Raw genomic sequence first — 15,446 nt, 5'->3', positions numbered from 1 at the left:
ATGTGGGAAATCAGGCCGCCTGAGCAGCCGGCATCGTCGCCATGTCGATGACGAAGCGGTAGCGCACGTCGCCGCGCTCCAGCCGTTCGAACGCTCTGGCAATATCGCCCATGGCAATCATCTCGCATTCCGGCAGGATGTGCTTGCGGCCGCAGAAATCCAGCATCTCCTGCGTCTCTCTGATCCCGCCGCTCGGCGTGCCGGCAATGCGCCGCCGTCCGCGGAGGATCAGGAGGTTGTTGAACTTCGGCGTATCGACCAGCGAGCCTGCAATGACCAGCGTGCCATCGGCATCGAGCAGGTTGAGGTAAGGACTGAGATCATGTTCGTAAGGCACTGTGTCGATGATGATATCGAGGGCGAAGGCTGAGGCCTCCATCGCCTTGGCATCGGTCGACAGCAGCACCGCATCGGCACCGAGCGCTCGCGCCGTCTCGACCTTGCTTTCCGAGCGCGTCAGCACAGTCACTTCAGCCCCAAGTGCGGAGGCAAATTTCACGGCCAAGTGGCCAAGCCCGCCAAGCCCGATGACGCCGACCCGGCTGCCGGGGCCGACATTCCACGTGCGCAGCGGCGAATAGGTGGTGATCCCGGCGCAAAGCAGCGGCCCGACGCGCGACAGATCCAGCCCATCCGGCACGCTGAGCACGAATTCCTGGCGCACGACGATATGATCGGAATAGCCGCCATAAGTCGTCTCGCCCGTCACCCGGTCCTGGCCATTATAGGTGGTGGTGGCACGTTTGTAGCACATCTGCTCTTCGTTGCGCCGGCACTGGGCGCATTCCATGCAGCTGTCGACAATCGTGCCTATGGCGACATTGTCGCCGACCTTGAAGCGCGACACGCCACTGCCGACGGCAGACACCCGCCCGACGATTTCATGCCCGGGCACGACGGGATAATTGGAAAATCCCCAGTCGTTGCGGGCCATATGCAGGTCCGTATGGCAGACGCCGCAGTAGAGAATATCGATCGCCACGTCTTCGGGACGCAATTCCCGCCGATCGAAGGAGAAAGGTTGCAACGGCGTATTCGCATCGGTTGCGGCAAATCCAGACGTTCTCAATGGCTTGTCCCTTGCAGAGCTGTTGGAAACAGACGGCGCCGAAAGCGCGTCAAAGGGGATATAGCGTTGGAGGATTATCCGGATTAGCGGCGGGATACGGAATGGGCTTGTGAGCTGGGCTCAGGAATTGGACACGGTGGATCGACGTAAGTTGCCTGTCGTGCCGTGTGGTCACCCCCCCTCTGCCCTGCCGGGCATCTCCCCCACAGGTGGGGAGATTGGCTGGAAGCGCCGGTTTCCCTAAACAAGAGACGTTGCAGACTGCGCGACGTCAATGATGTGCGAAGGTCAAACCGCTTGTCGATCTCCACCCTTGTGGGGGAGATGCCCGGCAGGGCAGAGGGGGGTGATCACACGGCACACCGTCAATCGTCTTTGACAAGCCGCCGCCAACGGCGGTCCGCCACCACCTACCAGTTCCCCGGATCGGCGGTGTGATCGGCAGCAGCAAATTCATCCGCCTTGTCCCGATCGAGCGTCAGACCCGTCGCCCTCTTCGTCTCGTCCACGATCAAGTAATGAAGCGGCGGCGCTTCCCTGGCGAGTTCCTGATACAGGAGAAGCGCGGCTTCCTCGGCGGTGTCGGCCTCGATCTCTCGGGTTATGGACACGGTGAACTTGTGCATGGCTTCGGGCTTTCTAGATCGTCGCGTTCATAGCCGGACAATAGGCTGAGAGCGAGATAGTTCAAGGCGTCGATCGATCAGCCGTTGCGGGGAGAGAAAGACCCCTCCCCAACCCCTCACACAAGGGGGAGGGACTAACTTGGAGCACCGCCTCATTCCTCCCGAAACGTCGAGAATGCGGAAAGCGGGTGCGGCCGGTTAAGCCCCTCGCCCTTGTGGGGAGGGGTTTGGGGCGGGGTCTTCCGCCGCATCAACACTCCGCCGCCCTACTGCCCTCAAACCGACCGCATCAACCCGCCATCCACCTTCAGGCTCTGCCCGGTAATGTACCCCGCCCCATCCGACACCAGAAACGCAATCGTCGCCGCCACTTCCGCACTCGTGCCGTAGCGGCCCATCGGCACGCTCTGGCGCCGCTCCTCCGTCGCCGGCAAACTGTCGATCCAGCCGGGCAGCACGTTGTTCATGCGGATGTTGTCGGCCGCATAGGTGTCGGCAAAGAGCTTCGTATAGGCGGCAAGGCCGGCGCGGAAGACGGCCGAGGTCGGGAACATCGTCGATGGCTCGAAGACCCAGGCCGTCGAGATATTGACGATCGCGCCCTTCTTCTGCGCCTGCATGATCGGCGTCACCAGCCGCACCGGGCGGATGACGTTCATCAGGTAGACATCCATGCCCGTCCGCCATTGCTCGTCGGTGATCTCATTGAGCGGCGCGCGCGGCCCATGCCCTGCGCTATTGACGAGAACGTCGATGCGCCCCCAGGCATCCATGGCGGAATGGACCAACCGCTTCAGATCGTCATTCGACTGGTTGGAGCCGGTCACGCCGACGCCGCCAAGCTCCTTGGCAAGCGCCTCACCCTTTCCCGACGAAGACAGGATCGCGACCTTATAGCCATCGGCCGCAAGGCGTCTTGCGCTCTCGGCCCCCATGCCGCTGCCGCCTGCGGTGATAACAGCCACTTTTTCTACTGACATGCCGGTGTCCTCCAGGATTCATCACATTGATTGATCACTTGATGGTGCCAATGTACCATGTCCTTCACGTGGGCACGAAACAGTTCTCCTTCTCTTTGCCAGCAGAAAAACTATCGCCAACGAAGAAGATATAGAATGAGCGATGTCATCGGAAAGCTCCCTTCCCTCAACGGCCTGAAGGCCTTCGAGGTCGCCGCGCGCCACCTGAATTTCCGGCTTGCAGCCGAGGAACTTGGTGTCACACAGGGTGCCGTCGCCCAGCAGGTTCGCGGTCTCGAGGCCCAGCTCGGCATGGCCCTCTTCGAGAGGCTGCCGCGCGCGCTGGCGCTGACATCGGAAGGCCGCCGCTACATTGCCGATATCAGGCGCGCCTTCGAGATCATCGCAAGGGCAACCGGCGAATTGAAGCCGCAGGCGATCAAGCTGACGATCAGCACGACGCCGACCTTCGCCTCCAAATGGCTGATCCCGCGCCTGCCGGACTTCACGGCGCTGCATTCCGATCTCGACCTGCATATTCTCGCGACCGAACGCATCTCGAATTTCGCCGCGGACGGTGTGGATCTGGCCGTCCGCTACGGCCGCCCTCCCTTCGGGCCGGGCCTGAATGCCGAGCTGTTGTTCGAGCAGGAAGTCATTGCCGTCTGCAGCCCGATTTTGCTTGCCGACCGCACTCCGCCGCGCACGGCCGAGGAGCTCGCCGCCTATCCGCTGCTGCACGATGCCCATAATCTCTGGCCGGAATTCGTCGAACGCCATCTCACCAACAGTAGAAGCGCTTCCTTCAAGGGCATCAGCTTCTCGCAGACCTCTCACGCCATCGAGGCGGCGATTGCCGGACAGGGCATCGTACTCGCCAATGGCGGCTTCGTCACCGACGACCTGGCTAAGGGCCGGCTGGTGCGTGTCTTCGAAGCCCGGCTGCGCGGCCCCTCAGATATCTACCTCGTCTGGCCCCGCTACCGAAAATCGTCTGCGTTGGACACTGTCATCGACTGGCTTCTCGCCGAGGCGCGGAAGGACCGCCCGGCAGATAGCGAGCCCGCCGCCCCGTAAGGCCGAACAGAAGCCCTGCTTGCATGCGATGCGCCGAGATATCATCTAAGCCTCTTGCGCAGGCCACCATGCGCAGAGACACCGGATTCATTTTCTTCATTCCCGCTCATAATACCGGATAATCACAGGCATATTGATGTTTCACCTCATCCTTGGACTTCCCTGGCTGGTCGTTGTCAGCAGGTTCATTCTACCCCTGCCGTGGATATGGCCCGCCAAGGCCCTGGTTGCCGGTGTGCTTCTGATCGCCTCCCAGCATCTGGTGTTCAACCGGATATCCTCCGGCTCTATCTTCGCCCCCGAATATCCGCGGCCGCTGATCATCGCCTTCAACTTCCTCTTCGGCGCAACGGTCCTGCTCGCCGTTTTCCAGATCGCTCTCGATCTCCTCTCGCTGATCCCTCTTCTGCTCAACGGAGATTTTCCGGTCGTGCCGCCCGCTGTCCGCTATGTCATGGGAACGGCAGCCATTCTTCTGGCCGCGGTCGGCGTCGCCCACGCCGTGCGTATCCCGCCTTTGAAAAATGTCGACATCGCCATCAAAGATCTTCCCCAAGCCTTCGACGGCTACCGGCTGCTGCAATTGACCGACCTGCATCTCAGCCGCCTCTTCCCCGTGTCCTGGGCCGAGGCGGTCGTGAAAAAGGCCAATGAGCTGAAGACCGATCTGATCGTCGTGACCGGCGATTTCATTGACGGCCACCTGGAGAAGCGCCGCACCGATATCGCGCCGCTGGCACGACTGCAGGCGCCCGACGGCATTTTCGCCATCCCCGGAAATCACGAATATTATTTCGGCTACGACGACTGGATAGAGCATGACGCCAGCCTTGGTATGCGCATGCTGACGAACGAGCATGCGGTCATCGAGCGCGGTGCCGATCGCATCGTCATTGCCGGTGTGACAGATCTTGCGGCCTTCGGAAGAACCATGCCGAATCCCGACCTTACGGCAGCATTGAACGGCGCTCCGGCCGAAGCCCCTGTTATCCTCCTCGATCATCAGCCGAGAATGGCGGCCAAGACCGCCAAGAGAGGCGTTGCCTTACAGCTGTCCGGCCACACCCATGGCGGCATGGTCCTCGGCCTCGATCGTCTGGTCGCCCGCGCCAATGGCGGCTTCGTCTCCGGCCTCTATCAGGTCGGCGGGATGCAGCTCTATGTCAATAACGGTACCGCGCTCTGGCCCGGATTCGCATTACGCCTGGGCAGGCCCTCGGAGCTGACAGTGTTCACGCTGCGCAGGCGCGCCTAGCTACGGCCTCGTCACCGCGACCAGTTTGCGAATGCGCTCGGCCACGTCGGGATTGACGGGATTGTAGACGACCATATTGAGATCGGGCCTGCCATCTATAGCAAAGCCCGAATATTCAAGCTCGATATCGCCGAGAACAGGATGTCTCAGCTGCTTCGTGCCCTCGCCATGGGAGATCACTTCGTTCTCCTGCCAGATCCGCTTGAAATCCGGGCTGGTGCGGCAAAGTTCCTCCACCAGATCGGCAACCTCCGAGGTCGCACCCGCTCGCGCGGCATCCGCCCGGAAGGCGCCGACGACGAAGCGCGCTACGGTCTCCCAGTCATGCTGGACGTTCCGGACACCGGGGTTGGAGAACAGCAGCCGCAAAACGTTCCGGTCTTCGGGCGCAAGCTTGCCGTAATCGGTCATGACGACGGTCGCCGCCCGGTTCCAGGCGACGATGTCCCAGGCGGCCGTGCGCACCAGCGCCGGGCTGACCTCCAGCGTATCGATCAGACGCTGCAGACGCGGACTGATGCCCTCGATAGCGCGGTAGCGCACCTCCGGCGGCCGGCCGAGGCCGAGCATGAAGAGATGCTCGCGCTCCGGCTCAGTCAGCATCAGGCCGTTTGCGATCCGGTTCAGTACGTCCGACGACGGCGCACCGCCGCGCCCCTGCTCCAGCCATGTGTACCAGGTCGGGCTGATATTGGCGCGCTGCGCCACCTCTTCCCGCCTCAGCCCCGGTGTGCGCCGGCGGCCTGAGAATCCGAACACCGCCGGATCGAGGCGCGAGCGCCGGTCGCGAAGGAAGGTGCCAAGGGGGTTGCTGTCAGTCGTCATGCCGTGCCTGTTAGCTATTATAATAGGATAATGTAACTACTTTAACAGCATAAAACATAGCGCAATAACTGGGTTATCAGCAACAAGGAGATACCCAATGCGCATTTTCCTCACCGGTGCCACCGGCTTCATCGGCTCGGCCATCATGCCGGAACTTCAGAAGGCAGGCCATCATGTCATCGGCATGACCCGTTCCGACGCAGGCGCCAGGGCGCTTGAAGCAGTCGGCGTCGAGGTCCACCGCGGCGTTCTGGAAGAGCCCGACAGCGTGCGAGCCGGCGTCGAGAAGGCCGATGCCGTCATCCATACGGCTTTCGACCACGATTTCTCCCGCTTCGTCGAGAACTGCCAGAAGGACAGCCGCGTCATCGCCGCGATGGGCGAGGCTCTGAAAGGCTCGAACCGCCCCCTCCTTATCACGTCAGGCACCGGCATCGGCAACGCCCATCTCGGAGAGCCCGCGAGCGAGGATGTCTTCAATGACGAGCATCCCAACCCGCGCATCGCCTCCGAACGTGCCGGCAACGCCCTGCTCGACCAGGGCGTCAACGTCTCCGTCATGCGCCTTCCGCAGGTCCACAATACCATCAAGCAGGGGCTGGTCTCGCCGCTCATCGAAATCGCCCGCGCAAAGGGCGCCGTCGGCTATGTCGGCGAAGGCCGCAACCGGTTCCCGGCCGGCCACCTGCTGGACGTCGCCCTGCTCTACCGGCTTGCCATCGAACGGGCCGAACCAGGCGCCCGCTACAATGCCGTTGCCGAAGAAGGCATCGCCACCCGTGAGATTGCCGAAGCCCTCGGCCGCGGCCTGAAGCTTCCGGTCGTCTCGGTCGCACCGGAAAAGGCGGCCGAGCATTTCGGATGGATGGCGATTTTCGCCGGCCTCGACTTTCCGGCCTCCAGCGAAAAGACCCGCCGGATCCTCGGCTGGAATCCTGAAGGCCCCGGCCTGATCGCAGATCTCGACGCGATGGATTACGGCAGCCTCGCGGCCTGAGCCCGGATCGACGCCTGCGGGACTTTCATTTCCGCAGGCGCAAACCATTTCCGGTCGTCAGATCGTCAGATCTTCAGATTGCAAGGCCGCCGGCCACATCGATGACGCCGCCGCTCATGTAACCACCGTGCGGCCCCGCCAGATGGCAAATCAGGGCGGAGACTTCCTCGAGCGTTGCGATGCGCCTGATGGGATGCAGGTCCAGAAGTGCATCGGGCACGCTGTCTCCCAGCACCTCTGCGGACATGTCTGTCGGCATCACACCGGGTTGGACGACGTTGACGGTGATGTTGCGCCTGCCGAGGTCGCGCGCGACGCCTCTCGCATAGCCGATGAGGGCAGATTTCGTACCGGCATAATCGGCCGCACCGGGAAACGGCACACGCGTGCCGAACAGCGAGCCGATGAAGATGATCCGTCCCCCATCCGAAAGCACGGGTGCCGCCGCCCGCGTAGCCGCCACTGGCCCAAGCACATTGATCTGCCACTGGCGATCGAGATTGACCGTATCGAGTTCGGGATCGTCGACCGTCCTTCCCTGCACGGCGATCGCCGCATTGTTGACGAGGATGTCGAGCCTGCCGAAATAGGCGACCACCTTGTCGATGAGCGGTTTGGCTGCCGCCATATCGGCCTGGTCGCTTTGGATCGCCAGAGCCCGCACACCCTTGGCCCGCAGCGTCTCGACGACAGCCTCCGCCTTCTCGGCAGAATTGACATAGCTGATCGCAACATCGGCACCTTGATCAGCCAGCGCCTGCGCTGTCGCCGCACCGAGCCCGCGTGAACCACCGGTCACGAGCGCGACCTTTCCCTTCAAAACGTGAGACATATCAGTCCTTTCCATACCCCATCGAGGCCCTGCCTGGCCGCTGTCAGCCGGCGGTGCAGTTATCGTAACGATCGTTACGATAACGATTGGTATGAAATCTGGACAAAAGCTGTCAAGTGGTTTAATAACGACCATTATGAAATTCACCGGGCTGATCTGATGGGACGCCATCGCGAGTTTGATGTGGAAAAAGCGCTCGATGCCGCGCTTTGCGTCTTCTGGCGCAAGGGCTATGAAGGCGCGTCTTACGCGGACCTGACAGAAGCGACCGGAGTGGAGAGGCCGGCGCTTTATTCCGCCTTCGGCAACAAGGAAGCGCTCTTCCGCCAGGCTCTGGATCGCTACTATGAGCGATACCTCGACTATCTCCCGAAAGCACTCGAGCTGCCGACATCGCGGGAAGTCGCCGCGTTCATCATGTCGAATGCGATCGACCTCAACACGCGCTATCCCAGCCATACCGGCTGCCTTGGCATCAATGGTGTGCTGGCAGGATCGGATGAAGCCGAACCGGTGCGGCAGGCCTTGATCGATGCCCGCGCCGTCGGTGAAATGCAGCTTCGAGAACGCTTCGAACGGGCAAAGGCCGAGGGTGACCTGCCGGAGACCGCCAAGCCCGCAGCGCTTGCGGCATTCCTCCTCGCCGTCCTTCACGGTATGGCGGTGCAGGCCAAGGCCGGCTTCAGCCGCGAGGCTCTGGAAGCCGTTGCCGAGCAGGCGCTATCGGCCTGGCCGACGAAATCAGCCTGAAACCCCAGTGGATGGCAGCTTATCCAGCCGCCGCATCCATCTTCGCCCGCACTTCCAGAAACGCTGCCGTCAGCCGCGCCAGAACCGGCGATTTGACAGTGCCATTTGCCCCGCCGATCGGATCTTCGATATGGATCCGGCGCAGGTCCGCCATGAACTCGTCCCACAGCGGCGGCCCGCCTTCCTCCAGCAGTTCGGCGCGGATGCTCAGATCCTCGCTGACGGGCAGAAACCGCCGTCCCCAGGCGCCGATCATCGCAAACATCGGCACCAGCTGGATGGACGCTTCCGTCAGGCTGTAGATCGCTTTCTGGCTGTGAGAGGGATCGTCCAGCTTGGTGATCAGCCCATAGGACATCAGCCGCTTGAGGCGCGCCGCCAGAATATTTGAGGCGATGCCTTCTTCCGACTGCGTCAAGAGCTCGCGAAAATGACGGCGGTTGCCGAACATGATATCCCTGATGATGACGAGGCTCCACCGGTCGCCCAGCACCTCCATCGTCAGGTTGATCGGGCAGCCCGACCTTATCTCGATATCCATTTCCGACTCCGCGAGAAAAACCAGTTGCATTATAGGACTAGTCATGCGATAACTCAACTAGTTTCAATATGCAATCAGATGGAGGCTGAAATGACCCGTGTACGTGTCGCTGCATTTTCTCTTTCGGTCGATGGTTTCGGCGCCGGCCCGGACCAGAGCCTTGAAAACCCGCTCGGCAAGCGCGGCATGGAGGTCCACCAGTGGTTCTTTCCCACCCGCACCTTCCGCACCATGATCGGCAAGGACGACGGCACCACAGGCGTCGACGAGAAATACGCCTCGGCCGGCAATTCCGGCTTTGGCGCCTTTATCCTCGGCCGCAACATGTTCGGCCCGATCAGGGGCGAGTGGCCGAATGAGGAGTGGAAAGGCTGGTGGGGGACGAACCCACCCTATCACGCACCCACCTTCATCCTCACCCACTATGCCCGCGAGCCCATCGTCATGGAAGGCGGCACAACCTTCCACTTCATCACCGGCGGTATCGAGGAAGCGCTGGAAAAGGCAAAAGCCGCAGCCGGCAACAAGGACGTCAAGATCGGGGGCGGCGTCAGCACGGTGCGCCAATATCTCAAGGCTGGCCTGATCGACGAGATGCATTTCGCCATCTCTCCCGTCGTTCTCGGCAAGGGCGAATCCATGTTCGAAGGCATCGACCTGCCGGCGCTGGGCTTCTCCGTCAAATCCCACGAGGCGACGGAAATGGCCACTCATATAGTGCTGTCGAAATGACTCCCAGTGATGGCCGGCGTCCTGCGACGCCGGCCAATCCATTCTATCAAACGAGCCCCTGGCTGAAACCGAATTCGCCCTCCGATTCCGCCGCGCGCACATGCTCGCCGAAGAGCATGTCATTATGCGGCCGGCCGCTGCGGACCATCGGATAGACGTTTTCCAACGCCGCGACCCGGCAATCGAAAAGCACTGGGCGGTCAACAGCGATCATCTCCCGGATCTTGTCATCCAGTTCATCCGGCTTCTCGCATCGAATGCCAACCGCCCCATAGGCTTCCGCCAGCCTGACGAAGTCAGGCAGCGAGGCAGAATAGGATCGGTCGCGGCGATTGCCGTGCAGGATCTGCTGCCATTGCCGGATCATGCCGAGCTGCGCATTGTTGAGAATGAAGATCTTCACCGGTGCCTGATGCTGCATCGCCGCCGAAAGCTCCTTCAGCGTCATCTGCACCGAGCCGTCGCCGACAATGCCGAGAACCAGCCGCCCGGGATGGGCGATCTGCGCCCCGATCGCCGCCGGCAGCCCATAGCCCATCGTGCCGAGTCCGCCTGACGTCAACCAACGGTTCGGCGCCTCGATGCCGAAAAGCTGCGCCGCCCACATCTGATGCTGGCCAACATCGGTCGTCACGATCGGATCGAGATCGGCCGTCAGCGCATGCAGCCGCTCCAGCGCATATTGCGGCATGATCTCGTCCCGGCGCATCTCATAAGCGAAGGATTTTCGCGCCCGCCATCGCCCGATCTCGGCCCACCAGCCATCCAGCCGCCTTCGCTCCGGTGCAGCGGGAAGCGCCCGCCAGGCCTCGTTCATCTCCGCAAGCACCGCAGCCGCATCCCCGGTGATCCCGATATCGACGGCGACATTCTTGTTGATCGAGGATGGGTCGATATCGATATGGATCTTCCTCGAACCCGGCGAGAACGTGTCGGTGCGCGAGGTGACGCGATCGTCGAAACGCGCACCGATCGCAATCATCAGGTCGCAATCATGCATCGCCATATTGGCCTCGTAAGAGCCGTGCATGCCCGGCATTTTCAGCCAGTTCGGCCCAGATGCCGGATAGGCACCGAGTCCCATCAGCGTCGAGGTGGTGGGAAAGCCCGTCAGCTCCACCAGTTCGCGCAGAAGCCGCGAGGCCTCCGGCCCCGAATTGATGATGCCACCGCCGGTATAGAGGATCGGCCGCCTCGCCTCTGCCATCAGCTCGACTGCAGCACGGATCGCGTCACCGTTGTCATGGCACCGCGGCCGGTGGGGCGCCGGCACGGAGACCTCGTCCGGCCCGACATAGAGCCCGCTCGCAAAGAGCACATCCTTCGGCATATCCACCAGAACCGGCCCAGGCCTTCCCGATGTCGCTATCCTGAAGGCGATATGGATCGTCTTTGCGAGATCGTCGATATGGCTGACAAGGAAATTATGCTTGGTGCAGGGCCGCGTGATACCAACAGTATCGCATTCCTGAAACGCATCCGTGCCGATCAGGTTGGTCGGCACCTGCCCCGTCAGGCAGACGAGCGGAATGGAATCCATCAGCGCATCCTGCAAGGCCGTGACCGCATTGGTGACACCCGGCCCTGACGTGACCAGCATGACGCCCACCTTACCGGTCGCACGCGCATAACCTTCGGCAGCATGGCCGGCACCCTGCTCGTGGCGGACAAGCAGATGCCTGATTTCGTCCTGCTGAAAGATCTCGTCATAGATCGGCAGCACGGCCGCGCCGGGATAGCCGAAAATATGCTCGACGCCATTGTCGCGCAGCGCCCGCAGCACGATTTCGCCGCCGTTCATCAGGCGGGCGGAAGAAGAATTGGGGGAATTTTGGGTAAAGCTGGCCTTATCGCCGGTCATAGCAATTTTCCGTCGTTGATAGGGTGATTGGGTGCGACGGGGCACAAAAAAAGGCCCCGTCAGGGACCTTGTGTTCGGCGCATGGGTGGCTAATGCCGGACGGTTACACCGTCCTGCCCATGCGCGATATCACCACGACGAGAACCATTGCGATTTTCATGGGCGTAAGAGCTAATCCCAATTTTGCGGCCCGTCAATCGCGTCTTTGCAGAGCCCGTCGGATGCGTCGATCGCATGGATCGATTATCTTCAATCGAATTCGGCCCGCACGATCCATGCTTCCTGTTCGCTCGGAAATTCGAAACCTTGAGCATATCGTGCGAGTAGTTCGTCCGTTATCGGAAATGCGGCATTCGCGTCGCGTCGAGCTGCGCGTGCTTTCAAACGGCTGCGCAAGATCGCTTCCTCCACCTGCAGACAGATGATGCAGCACCTATGATCATGGGCTTCGGCAAGCTGGCGGTAGCGGGTACGGGACGCGGCATTCCAGAACGCAAAATCGATCACGGCTTTCGTGCCGGCGGTCAGCTGATTTTCAAGACGCAGCCTCAGCCTTGCCTCCGCCGCGGCCTGCAGATCGGCATAGGCGGCTTCGGGATAATCGACGCCAAAACGCCCGTCATGCCGCCAGACCTCCTCATCGATCGAGAAGCGCTCGCATCCGAGTGTCTCTAGCCGCTTCGCAAACGTCGTTTTGCCGGACCCCGCCAGACCGCACATCAGGAACACGACCCGCGGCTCGCTTTGCGCCAGATCCTCGGCGGCAGCCACTGCCTCCCGGTAAGACATCACCATGCGATATCCGCCTCCTGCGCATCGTCGGCCCGCAATGCATCAGCAATGGCCGGTTCGACTTTCCAGCGCCGCTGCACCAATGAAAAGTAGCCCAACCCCGCTTAAAAGAATGCAGCCTATTTCATAAGCGCCGACTGTCTGAGCGCCGCATGAATATCGCTGACGACGGCAGCCCCCTCGCCGACCGCCGCCGCAACCCGCTTCGTCGAGCCGGCGCGCACGTCGCCGATCGCAAAGACGTTCGGCAGGCTGGTTTCAAGCGCGAGCGAGGGCCGCCCAAGCTCCATTTCGACATCGGCAGCAAAACCCGTGCCGGTTCTGATGAAGCCCTTGTCATCCGTCTTGATGCGGCACTTGATCCAGTCGGTATTGGGATCTGCTCCGATGAACATGAAGACCTTGCGAAGGTCGTAATTTGTCTCGCTCCGCGTCTCGAAATTCGTAACGGTGGCCGCCAGGCGGCCATTCTGCTCTTCGCAGAGCGCCGTCAATTCGCATCCCACATGCATCTCCACATTCGGCAGCGCGGCTATACGTTCGATCAGATAGGTAGACATGGTTTCCACCAGGCTTCGGCGGATCACCAGATGCAAGCGCCGCACCCGCGGCGCCAGAAAGGCGACAGCCTGGCCGGCCGAATTGCCGCCGCCGACAAGCGCAATATCGTCGTTCTCGCAGAGCTTCGCCTCGATTGCCGAGGCCCAATAGGAAATGCCCGCTCCTTCGAAACGGGCGATGTCGGGAATAGTAGGCCTGCGGTATCGGGCACCCGAGGCGATGACGACGGTTCGCGCCTTCACCGTCCTGTCTCCATCGAGGCGCAACATCATCGGGTCGATTCCCCGCCGGCCCGCCGCCGCCGGGACCAGCTCGCTGACATCGAGCGGCAGGGCGATCTCCGCGCCGAACTTGAGGGCCTGGTTGAAGGCGCGGCCGGCAAGCGCCTGGCCCGAAATTCCCGTTGGAAAGCCGAGATAGTTTTCGATGCGCGAGGAGCTGCCGGCCTGCCCGCCGATGGCGCGGGCATCGATGACGATGACGCGCAGCCCTTCGGACGCGGCATAGACGGCCGCCGCAAGGCCCGAGGGTCCGGCGCCGACGATCGCCACATCGTAGAGGATGGCCGGATCGAGCTCCGGCATGATGCCGAGGCAGCAGGCGGCTTCCGCATCGGTTGGGTGTTTGAGCACCGTGCCGTTCGGGCAGACCATCAGCGGCAGATCCTCAGGCAGAATGCCAAGCCTCTCCACCAATGCCCGGCCCTCATGGTCGGAGGTGGCATCGAGCACGACATGCGGATAGCCGCTCCGGGACAGGAAGCCCTGAAGCCGCGTGAGATCGCGCTCACCGGGATGGCCGATCAGGATCGAGCCGGCACCGCCGAACTGGATCAGTTCCACACGCCGCAGGATATAGGCGCGCATGATGATCTCGCCGATCTCGGCCGAACCGATGATCAGCGCCTTCAGATGGGCGGCATCGAAGGCGAGCGCCACACATCCTTCCGGCCCCGCGCGCCCGCCGGCAAGCAGCGGCCTTCCGGAGAGCTGGCTGACTTCTCCTGAAAACTGCCCCTCGCCATGGCTGGTGATCAAGACTTCCGGCGTCGACAGTCCGTCATGCCGGAAAGCATCCAGGCGGCCGGAAAGGACCAGCCATGCAGGGGCATTCCGGTCACCGATCTGGTAGACGACCTCGCCGGGAGCAAATCTATGCGGCCCGCCGCTGGCAAAGCGCCTCGCCATCCGAACCTGCGCGGCGCTCAGCACCGGAAACATCTGATAGCGGCGGGATTCCAGATTATCGGCGCTCATGTCGAAGCCCTCAATAAAAGCTCGGGATCGGGCCGCGCTGCGGCGTCTGATCGGGAAGCTCCACCATGATCTCGTCGAGATAGCACCAGCCCCAGCCTTCAGGCGGGTCATAGCCCTCGATGATCGGATGTCCCGTGGCGTGAAAATGCGCCGTCGCATGCTTGCCTATGGATTGATCGCAGCATCCGACATGGCCGCATTCCCGGCACAGGCGAAGATGCACCCATTCCTGGCCAATCTCCAGGCACTCTTCGCAACCAAGCGTCCTTGGCGTCACGGATCGCACACCTGCGACATGCTTACATCCCGACATCTGGTTCTCCGGTGGTGATTGAAGGCTGTCCCTGCCGGAAGAACATAGATCACGGGGCGATTTTCTCCATCTATACGCAAGGATAGAAATGCGCGTCCGCACTCAATGCAACCAAGCCGTTCCCTTCAACCGCAAATCGCGCATTCTCAGAGCGCGAATCGGCAAAACGAATGGAAGCACGATGACGGACGAAATGTTGCAGGACGTGGCGGCGCGATGGGATGACAACGCGGATCAATGGACCCAAGACGTTCGCAATGGCTACGATACCTACCGCGAACTCTTCACCTTCCCCGCCTTCGTGGATTTCCTGCCGCCGCTTGGCGGCCTAGATGTGATCGATTTCGGCTGCGGTGAAGGAACGAACACCCGCCGCCTCGCACAGATGGGTGCGCGCATGACTGGCATCGATCTCTCCGAACGTATGATCGGACACGCCCGCAGGGCCGAAGAGGAGCATCCACTCGGCATCGCCTATAAGGTCGCCTCCTACAGCGCCGATACCGGCTTTGCGGAGGGCTCTTTCGATGCCGTGGTCTCCACCATGGCGCTGATGGACGGTCCGGATTTCGAGGGCGCCATGCGGCAGGCCTTCCGCCTTATCCGCCCCGGCGGTTTCCTCGCCTTCAGCGTGCTGCATCCCTGCTTCATCACGCCCGGCCTTGCATGGCAGAGGAACGAGGCCGGCATTGCCACTGCGCTCTGCGTCTCGCGCTATTTCGACCGCACGAGCTTCACCGAGGAATGGCGTTTCGGCAGCCGTCCGGCAGACGAAGAGGTCAAGCTCTTCGCCGTCCCCCGTTTCCCGCGCACGATGTCCGACTATTTGAACGCGATTGCCGGTGCCGGATTCCGCATTAGCAAGATCGGCGAACCGCAGCCGAGCCAAAAAGTCTGCGAAACCCGTCGTTTCGCTCGCTGGCGGGATCTCGCGGCCTTCCTCTTGCTCGTCATGGCCGAGCGCCCCTAGATAGGTGGCCGCCCGTGGCTCCTTGTAACG

Annotated in this window: 16 protein-coding genes; 6 read left to right on the top strand and 10 right to left on the bottom strand. The window is 61.8% G+C overall.

Annotation, left to right across the window (positions count from 1 at the left end; all coding sequences use genetic code 11):
- Nucleotides 1-10: 10 nt before the first annotated feature.
- From FHX15_RS04200 to FHX15_RS04190, 3 genes are all read right to left on the bottom strand, one after another.
- Nucleotides 11-1,069: an NAD(P)-dependent alcohol dehydrogenase gene (locus FHX15_RS04200; protein ID WP_184393919.1), complete on the bottom strand. Its 1,059-nt coding sequence runs from the start codon at nucleotides 1,067-1,069 to the stop codon at nucleotides 11-13.
- A 410-nt stretch (nucleotides 1,070-1,479) separates the two neighbouring features.
- On the bottom strand, nucleotides 1,480-1,695 hold the full coding sequence (locus FHX15_RS04195; RefSeq protein WP_184393917.1) for a hypothetical protein: 216 nt from the start codon (nucleotides 1,693-1,695) through the stop codon (nucleotides 1,480-1,482).
- Nucleotides 1,696-1,970: 275 nt separating this feature from the next.
- Nucleotides 1,971-2,675 carry an SDR family oxidoreductase gene (locus FHX15_RS04190; protein WP_184393915.1) on the bottom strand — a complete coding sequence of 235 codons (705 nt, stop codon included), beginning with the start codon at nucleotides 2,673-2,675 and terminating at the stop codon, nucleotides 1,971-1,973.
- 135 nt (nucleotides 2,676-2,810) lie between these two features.
- Between FHX15_RS04190 and gcvA the strand changes: the two genes are divergently transcribed.
- Both gcvA and FHX15_RS04180 read left to right on the top strand, forming a co-directional pair.
- Nucleotides 2,811-3,731 (top strand): transcriptional regulator GcvA, encoded by a 921-nt coding sequence (gene gcvA, locus FHX15_RS04185; RefSeq protein WP_184393913.1) that lies wholly within the window; start codon nucleotides 2,811-2,813, stop codon nucleotides 3,729-3,731.
- A 136-nt stretch (nucleotides 3,732-3,867) separates the two neighbouring features.
- Nucleotides 3,868-4,986, top strand: a complete 1,119-nt coding sequence (locus tag FHX15_RS04180) for a metallophosphoesterase (RefSeq protein WP_184393910.1) — start codon at nucleotides 3,868-3,870, stop codon at nucleotides 4,984-4,986.
- Here FHX15_RS04180 and FHX15_RS04175 read toward each other — a convergent pair whose 3' ends face one another.
- Entirely contained in the window at nucleotides 4,987-5,811 is an 825-nt protein-coding gene (locus FHX15_RS04175) for a helix-turn-helix transcriptional regulator (protein ID WP_184393908.1), read from the bottom strand. It abuts the gene before it with no gap.
- A gap of 97 nt (nucleotides 5,812-5,908) precedes the next feature.
- Here FHX15_RS04175 and FHX15_RS04170 point away from each other — a divergent pair, with 97 nt between their 5' ends.
- A complete protein-coding gene (locus tag FHX15_RS04170) occupies nucleotides 5,909-6,808 on the top strand; it encodes an SDR family oxidoreductase (protein ID WP_184393906.1) in 900 nt (299 codons plus the stop codon).
- 73 nt (nucleotides 6,809-6,881) lie between these two features.
- Here the strand turns inward: FHX15_RS04170 and FHX15_RS04165 are convergent, their stop codons facing one another.
- Complete coding sequence (locus FHX15_RS04165) at nucleotides 6,882-7,640, bottom strand: SDR family NAD(P)-dependent oxidoreductase (protein WP_184393904.1); 759 nt, start codon at nucleotides 7,638-7,640, stop codon at nucleotides 6,882-6,884.
- Between the two features lie 159 nt (nucleotides 7,641-7,799).
- Here FHX15_RS04165 and FHX15_RS04160 point away from each other — a divergent pair, with 159 nt between their 5' ends.
- Nucleotides 7,800-8,390 (top strand): TetR/AcrR family transcriptional regulator, encoded by a 591-nt coding sequence (locus FHX15_RS04160; RefSeq protein ID WP_184393902.1) that lies wholly within the window; start codon nucleotides 7,800-7,802, stop codon nucleotides 8,388-8,390.
- 19 nt (nucleotides 8,391-8,409) lie between these two features.
- On the opposite strand, the gene FHX15_RS04155 is transcribed toward FHX15_RS04160, so the two are convergent.
- Nucleotides 8,410-8,931, bottom strand: coding sequence for a helix-turn-helix domain-containing protein (locus FHX15_RS04155; RefSeq protein WP_184393900.1), 522 nt, complete (start codon nucleotides 8,929-8,931; stop codon nucleotides 8,410-8,412).
- A gap of 90 nt (nucleotides 8,932-9,021) precedes the next feature.
- Between FHX15_RS04155 and FHX15_RS04150 the strand changes: the two genes are divergently transcribed.
- The gene (locus tag FHX15_RS04150; protein WP_184393899.1) at nucleotides 9,022-9,663 is read left to right on the top strand and encodes a dihydrofolate reductase family protein; all 642 of its coding nucleotides are present in this window, start codon (nucleotides 9,022-9,024) and stop codon (nucleotides 9,661-9,663) included.
- Between the two features lie 46 nt (nucleotides 9,664-9,709).
- On the opposite strand, the gene FHX15_RS04145 is transcribed toward FHX15_RS04150, so the two are convergent.
- From FHX15_RS04145 to FHX15_RS04130, 4 genes are all read right to left on the bottom strand, one after another.
- Nucleotides 9,710-11,524, bottom strand: a complete 1,815-nt coding sequence (locus FHX15_RS04145) for an acetolactate synthase 3 large subunit (protein ID WP_184393897.1) — start codon at nucleotides 11,522-11,524, stop codon at nucleotides 9,710-9,712.
- A gap of 249 nt (nucleotides 11,525-11,773) precedes the next feature.
- On the bottom strand, nucleotides 11,774-12,319 hold the full coding sequence (locus FHX15_RS04140; protein WP_184393894.1) for an AAA family ATPase: 546 nt from the start codon (nucleotides 12,317-12,319) through the stop codon (nucleotides 11,774-11,776).
- Nucleotides 12,320-12,435: 116 nt separating this feature from the next.
- Nucleotides 12,436-14,133, bottom strand: coding sequence for an FAD-dependent oxidoreductase (locus tag FHX15_RS04135; protein ID WP_184393892.1), 1,698 nt, complete (start codon nucleotides 14,131-14,133; stop codon nucleotides 12,436-12,438).
- Between the two features lie 10 nt (nucleotides 14,134-14,143).
- Nucleotides 14,144-14,446, bottom strand: a complete 303-nt coding sequence (locus FHX15_RS04130) for a UBP-type zinc finger domain-containing protein (protein ID WP_184393890.1) — start codon at nucleotides 14,444-14,446, stop codon at nucleotides 14,144-14,146.
- 181 nt (nucleotides 14,447-14,627) lie between these two features.
- Between FHX15_RS04130 and FHX15_RS04125 the strand changes: the two genes are divergently transcribed.
- Nucleotides 14,628-15,416 (top strand): class I SAM-dependent methyltransferase, encoded by a 789-nt coding sequence (locus FHX15_RS04125; protein WP_184393888.1) that lies wholly within the window; start codon nucleotides 14,628-14,630, stop codon nucleotides 15,414-15,416.
- Nucleotides 15,417-15,446: the final 30 nt, after the last annotated feature.

The organism is Rhizobium sp. BK650 (genome assembly GCF_014195325.1).
Taxonomy (GTDB): Bacteria; Pseudomonadota; Alphaproteobacteria; order Rhizobiales; family Rhizobiaceae; genus Rhizobium.
This window is presented reverse-complemented; position numbering and strand designations above follow the sequence as displayed.

Bases quoted from the DNA above. Each gene is read 5' to 3' on its own strand.
- FHX15_RS04130 (WP_184393890.1), bottom strand. From the start codon at position 14,446: ATGTCGGGATGTAAGCATGTCGCAGGTGTGCGATCCGTGACGCCAAGG.
- FHX15_RS04135 (WP_184393892.1), bottom strand. From the start codon at position 14,133: ATGAGCGCCGATAATCTGGAATCCCGCCGCTATCAGATGTTTCCGGTG.
- FHX15_RS04150 (WP_184393899.1), top strand. From the start codon at position 9,022: ATGACCCGTGTACGTGTCGCTGCATTTTCTCTTTCGGTCGATGGTTTC.
- FHX15_RS04175 (WP_184393908.1), bottom strand. From the start codon at position 5,811: ATGACGACTGACAGCAACCCCCTTGGCACCTTCCTTCGCGACCGGCGC.
- FHX15_RS04145 (WP_184393897.1), bottom strand. From the start codon at position 11,524: ATGACCGGCGATAAGGCCAGCTTTACCCAAAATTCCCCCAATTCTTCT.
- FHX15_RS04190 (WP_184393915.1), bottom strand. From the start codon at position 2,675: ATGTCAGTAGAAAAAGTGGCTGTTATCACCGCAGGCGGCAGCGGCATG.
- FHX15_RS04160 (WP_184393902.1), top strand. From the start codon at position 7,800: ATGGGACGCCATCGCGAGTTTGATGTGGAAAAAGCGCTCGATGCCGCG.
- FHX15_RS04125 (WP_184393888.1), top strand. From the start codon at position 14,628: ATGACGGACGAAATGTTGCAGGACGTGGCGGCGCGATGGGATGACAAC.
- FHX15_RS04170 (WP_184393906.1), top strand. From the start codon at position 5,909: ATGCGCATTTTCCTCACCGGTGCCACCGGCTTCATCGGCTCGGCCATC.
- FHX15_RS04155 (WP_184393900.1), bottom strand. From the start codon at position 8,931: ATGGATATCGAGATAAGGTCGGGCTGCCCGATCAACCTGACGATGGAG.
- FHX15_RS04140 (WP_184393894.1), bottom strand. From the start codon at position 12,319: ATGGTGATGTCTTACCGGGAGGCAGTGGCTGCCGCCGAGGATCTGGCG.
- FHX15_RS04165 (WP_184393904.1), bottom strand. From the start codon at position 7,640: ATGTCTCACGTTTTGAAGGGAAAGGTCGCGCTCGTGACCGGTGGTTCA.
- gcvA (WP_184393913.1), top strand. From the start codon at position 2,811: ATGAGCGATGTCATCGGAAAGCTCCCTTCCCTCAACGGCCTGAAGGCC.
- FHX15_RS04180 (WP_184393910.1), top strand. From the start codon at position 3,868: ATGTTTCACCTCATCCTTGGACTTCCCTGGCTGGTCGTTGTCAGCAGG.
- FHX15_RS04195 (WP_184393917.1), bottom strand. From the start codon at position 1,695: ATGCACAAGTTCACCGTGTCCATAACCCGAGAGATCGAGGCCGACACC.